The sequence below is a fragment of the Centipeda periodontii DSM 2778 genome, from assembly GCF_000213975.1.
Taxonomy (GTDB): domain Bacteria; phylum Bacillota; class Negativicutes; order Selenomonadales; family Selenomonadaceae; genus Centipeda; species Centipeda periodontii.
The window spans coordinates 40396-46343 of record NZ_GL892076.1 but is presented as its reverse complement, the minus strand read 5'-3'; the positions used below and the strand labels follow the sequence as shown (position 1 = coordinate 46343).

Below are 5948 nucleotides of genomic sequence, written 5' to 3'. Positions count from 1 at the left end.
CCCGGAGGAGGAGAACGGAAAGGCATCTGCGCTTGATATCCTGTGTATGACGAATGATGAAACACAGGTCAATATCGAAGTGCAGGTGCAGAAACGTCAGAACATGGGACAGCGCAGTCTGTACTACTGGGCGAAACTCTATCAGAGCACGCTGGGGCGGGGCGAGAACTACGAGAATTTGCGGCGGACGGTCGCGATCAATTTGCTCGGATATGAATATCTGCCGTTATCGGGATTTCACCATATGTACGGGCTCTATGACGAGACAGGCGTGCACCGACTGACCGAGGATCTTGAGATACACTTTTTGGAGCTGCCAAAAGTAACGCGGAAGGATATCCGCAGTATGCGGACACTGGACAAGTGGATGGCTTTTATCAGCAACAAACTCAGTGATGAGGAAATGGAGGCGATTGCGATGAGCGAGGCGGCAATCAACACGGCATGGGACAAGATCGAGGCATTTATGCGCGATGCGGGACAGCGGCGTAAATATGAACAGCGAGAGAAGTATGAGCATGACTATGTGAGCGATATGGAGGGATCGTGGAAGGACGGCGTTATGCATGTTGCCTTGAATATGCTACGCGCGCAAACTCCCATTGCCGTTATTAAAAAGATGACGGAAATGCCAGAATCGGCTATATTAAAACTGGCAAAAGATAATGGGCTCAGTATACAAGGATAGTGAACGATATGGAGGGATCGTGGAAGGAGGGGCGAGCAGTGGGGATAGAGCAGATGGCGGAGGAGCATGGGGTTGCGGTTTCGTCGTGATCGATATGTAATCGAAGATGGTAAGCCGCTCGTGATCGGGCGGCTTTTTTGTGCGACAGAGATTTGTATTCCTAAAACGGGATTGACATAAGATGAGAAGGAGAGTATATTTAGGATTATAGTACTATAGTCTGCCTGTGTGTGGCGTGGAATGACATGGAGGGGATTGTCATGCTAAAGGAATGGAAAAGTAAACGACAGCTGTCGCTTTTTGTGGCACTCGCTTTGTCCGCAGGGGGAGGGGCGCTCTTCTCAGATTTTCAGTACGCTTATGCTGCTGATGTAAGTGGTGGGAATGTGTACGTTGATGGAACTCCTGCACATCCGATGCCGGCTGTTCCCATTGCAGGAGGAGCGATTACAAATTCCTCTGATAATGGTAACGTGTATAATAATACGCTGACAATAGATGGGGCAGCAAATCTTGGTCTTAGTTGGACTTCTGTGTTTGGCGGCTATAATGCAGGGACGGGAAATGCGACGGGCAATACGGTTATTATAAAGAATGTGACCTCTGACTATGGTGGGGGGCCTTTCTATGGGGCGGATAATTATATATGGCGGCGCCTCCGGTCACGATGCAACGAACAATACGGTTATTCTCGCCGGGAATAATTCCAGTGGCGGATATAGTGGTATGACTCGGAATGCGCATCTCATTGGCGGCGAAGGCACTGGGGACATTGTAACGGGCAATACGTTACGGGTGCAGGGAAAAGTAAATGAGACGTATGCCATCAGATCGTTTGAAAAGATGCAGTTTGATTTGGATGCCAATTTGAACAGCGGCGATTGGATGCTTTATGTGAGGAGTACATCGACTTTTGGCCAGCAGACTTTTGATTGGGGAAATATTCGTGTGACAGGAGTGCGTGCTTGGGCAACGGCGCTTGCCGCAAACAATGTCTATACACCGACGCTTACACTATATAGCGGAACGGCACTGACGCTCAATAACTATGCGCCCGCACTCGTCGGTACACGTGGAGATTACGAGTTCGGCAAACGGGCGAATACGGCCGGCACGGGCACAGTCGGTGCATCTGTTCTCTTTGTCGACGGCAACCGCTTCCAAAATGCAGGACATGGCGTCAATGTGACAACGGTCATGGGAGGGACGAACGGGACGTATTCGGGAATATCCTTCTTCGGTAACACGACGAATCATAACGAACTGAATCTCACGGGCGACAGTCATCTGCAGGCGTTTTCAGGTTTTACGGCTGGGGAGAACGGCGGCTCGGAGCACAACACATTAAATCTCCTCGCGGGCGGTGCTGTTACATATGGTGCGGCTGGCTTCACGAGGGGGATTCACCTTCTCGTCAATCCGGAGGATGAGGATCATCCGGAGCTGGTCGATACCTCCAAAAACGCAGATGCAAAGAACAACACCATCAACATCAAGGGCGGCACGCTGAATGCAAACGGCGCACTCTACAGTGGGTTTGTCGCTGTCAATCCGTGGCTCACGGCACCGAACAACGTGTCGGCAGGTGATGCCACGGGCAATATTGTCAACATCGAGAACGGAACATTCGGCGCGGGCACCACGATCTACGGCGGCTATATGCAGGGTACTGGCAAGGCGACGGGCAATATCATTAATATTGGCAAGAGTGACGGAACGCTGAATACGCCCACGCTCTCAAATGTTGCGATCTACGGTGGCTTCGGCGGCTCCGCCAGTGATGTCGTAACGGGCAACACACTCAACGTCAACACGAATGCCTCCGTACGCAACATCGCGAACTTCGGCAAGGTGAGCTTTAACTTTACGAGCACGTTCAATCAGGCAAATCCAATGCTGAACGTTGTGGGCGGGGCTGCAACGGATTTGAACTGGGATGCCATTGCCTACACGGGAACGGCACCGGTCGGGCGCTCCATCCTCATGCAGAACATGAGCAATATCAACCTTGGGGCTACATATATGGGAGCCAAACTGGCTTCCCTAACCGATACCCATGAGCGCGTCATCGATACGAACACAGGAACGGGAACGGCACAGCAGATCTACCTCGACGGCTATCAGTTTAAGAGTGCTAATGTGACACCGACCACGGGAAGCGCGACTGAGGATGTCTGGGCAGGACGCTCCGTTATCGGCAATACAACGACGGAGAATACGCTCACCTTGAACGGCAGCACCACCCATCAGGACGCCTACGGCGGCTGGACGGCAGGCACGGGCACGACGGCTGCGGCGAAGGATAGCAGCACGGACAATACCGTAAACCTCGTCAACAGCACAGTACGCAACATCTATGGCGGCTTTACCGCCGCAGCGGGCGGGAACGTAACGGGCAATAAAGTGAATATCTCAGGCGGCAGTGTCAGCGGCACCGTGCACGGCGGGTATCTTTCCCATGCCTCCGCGACAGGCGATGCCACGGGCAACATTGTCACCATCACGGGCGGCACGATGGGCGATGTCTATGGTGGATGGACGGCGGGCACGGGTGCGACTACGGGCAACACCGTGAACCTTGGCAGCGAGACCGATGCCGTTGCTTCGGGCACCACCATCGGAAAGCTCTACGGCGGCAGCAAGACGACTGCGACGGACAACACGCTGAATGTCTACGACAGTGTCACGGCGGGCAACATCGCCAACTTTGACAAGGTGAACTTCAAGGCGACGAGCAGCCATATCGCGGCGGGAGATACACTCCTGACGCTCAATGACGGCAATGCCACAACGCTTGACTGGAACAAGCTCCACGTCGATGACCTCGACAGTCTCACGGCAGACCCGACAAGCGACCGCATCCTGACGCTCATGGAGAACAGCAGTAACATCGACTTTGGCACGAGCTACAGTAGTACGGGCACGCGCGGGCGCATCCATACGGACGACTACGAGGCGGACATGACAACGGACGGCAACAGTGCCACAACCACGAAAGTCTACCTCAAGGGCTACCGCTTCCAGAACAATGATACAAGCTATGCGGGCACGACGGCTACGGATGCGTGGGGCGGACGCTCCATCATTGGCAACAAAGTACAGAAAAACAAGCTGACGCTCACGGGCGGCAGTGCGACACTGAACGCACGCGGCGGCATGGTCGAAAATACCACCGTCCCGGGCACCACGGGCGATGCCGAGCAGAACAAACTCATCCTGAACACGGGTGCAGCAGCAGCGAACGCCTATGGCGTCGAGGTTAAGACCAAGGCGGGCAGTGCGACAAAGAACGAAGTGACCATCAACGCCGGCACCGTAAATGGAACTGTCTATGGTGCGGCATTGACAAATGCGGCAGCGACAGGCGATGCCACAGGCAACACCGTTACCATCACGGGCGGCTCTGTTACAGATGTCTATGGCGGCTACACAGCAGGCACGGGGGCGACTACGGGCAACACCGTCAACCTTGGTGACGGGCAGAGTGCAATCACTGCGACCATCAACGGCGTCCTCTACGGCGGCAACAAGACGACCGTGACGGACAACACGCTGAACGTCAAGACCAACGCAACGGCGGGGAACATTGCGCACTTTGACAAGGTCAAGTTCCACCTGAACAGCACCATCAATCCTGCGAACTCGTTGCTCACACTGAACAACAGCAGCCAGACCACGGGACTCAAGTGGGATAAACTCGAAGTGGATACATCGAGCCTTACGGGTGCGGGCATCAAGACCTACGAGCCGTATCGGCTGAAGCTGATCGATAACGCGGCGGGCATTGCGACGGCGGGCTATACGGGTGCGAAGGACAGTTCCACTGACAAACTTGAATACATCATCGATACCGACAGCCATGCGGCGAATGCGACGCAGTACATCACGCTCGAAGGGTATCAGTTTAAGGACAACAGTGCGGCGACCTATACTGCTACGGATGGGACGCATACGGAAGCATGGGCGGGACGCACAAAGGTCGGCAACAAGGTAGAGAACAATAAGCTGACTGTTACGGGCGGCACGATCAGTGCGGCGGCGTACGGCGGACTTGTGGAGAACAACAAGCTTGACGGAGGCGGCAACCCGCTCCCGACGGGCGATGCGGAGAAGAACACCGTCGTCGTTGCGGGTGGCACAGTCGCCAATGCCTACGGTGCCGAGGTGCGCACAAAGGACGGCAGTGCGACGGAGAACACCGCCGAAATTACAGGCGGCACGGTCGGTTCTGTCTACGGTGCGTCCCTTGCGGCTGCGAATGCAGCGGGGAGCGTTACAAAGAGCAAGGTCAATATCTCCGGCAGTGCCAACATCACGGGCAATGTCTACGGCGGGCATATTGCACAGGCGAATGCAACGGGGAATATCACAGGCTCGACGCTCAACCTAACGGGCGGCTCTGTCGGCGGTGCGACATATGCAGCCTATAACGGCGGCAGCGGCGATGCCAAGGACAGTATTGTCAACCTCACGGGTGGAGCACTGCACGATGTCTACGGCGGAAAGGTGAACGGCACAGGCGCAGCCACGGGACATACGCTGAATCTCTACGGCGGCTCTGTCACGGGCGATGTATACGGCGGTCACACAAATACGGGAGCGACCACAGGCAACACCGTAAACCTCGGCGACGGCACGACCAATGCCGTGACCGCGGTGACGGGCGTTATCTACGGCGGCAACCAGAATACGGTCACGGACAACGTTCTGAACGTGAGGACCAATGCCACGGCAGGCAACATCGCGCACTTCGACAAAGTCAAATTCGACCTGAACAGCACCATCAATCCAGCAAACTCCCTGCTCACACTCAATAACGGCGCGCAGACCACAGGGCTGAACTGGGCGAAGCTCGAAGTCGATACGCAGGGTCTCACGGGTGCGGGCATCAAGACCTACGAGCCGTATCGGCTGAACCTGATCGACAACGCGGCAGGCATTGCGACAACGGGCTATACGGGAGCCAAGGACAGCGTAACGGACAAATTCGAGTACGTTATCGACACGGATACCAATACGGCGACTGCCAATCGTTACGTCACACTTGAGGGCTACCAGTTTAAGGACAACACGGCGGCAAGCTATACTGCTACGGATGGAACGCATACGGAAGCATGGGCGGGACGCACCAAGGTCGGGCACAAGGTAGAGAACAACACACTCACCGTTACGGGCGGCACGATCAGTGCGGCAGCCTACGGCGGACTTGTGATCAACAACAAGCCGAGTGCGACCACGGGTGACGCCGAAAAGAATACGA

General features: G+C 55.3%; 3 protein-coding genes. All 3 read left to right on the top strand.

Translation table 11 applies throughout. From position 1 onward, the window contains the following. Positions 1-688: Rpn family recombination-promoting nuclease/putative transposase (locus tag HMPREF9081_RS00225; RefSeq protein ID WP_006304856.1), on the top strand; the 688-nt coding region annotated here is incomplete at its 5' end. Positions 689-948: 260 nt separating this feature from the next. Further along, positions 949-1392 carry a hypothetical protein gene (locus HMPREF9081_RS13720; RefSeq protein ID WP_154647266.1) on the top strand — a complete coding sequence of 148 codons (444 nt, stop codon included), beginning with the start codon at positions 949-951 and terminating at the stop codon, positions 1390-1392. Positions 1393-1636: 244 nt separating this feature from the next. Further along, positions 1637-5948 (top strand): beta strand repeat-containing protein (locus tag HMPREF9081_RS13980; RefSeq protein ID WP_425358237.1); only part of this gene is annotated, 4312 nt, incomplete at its 3' end.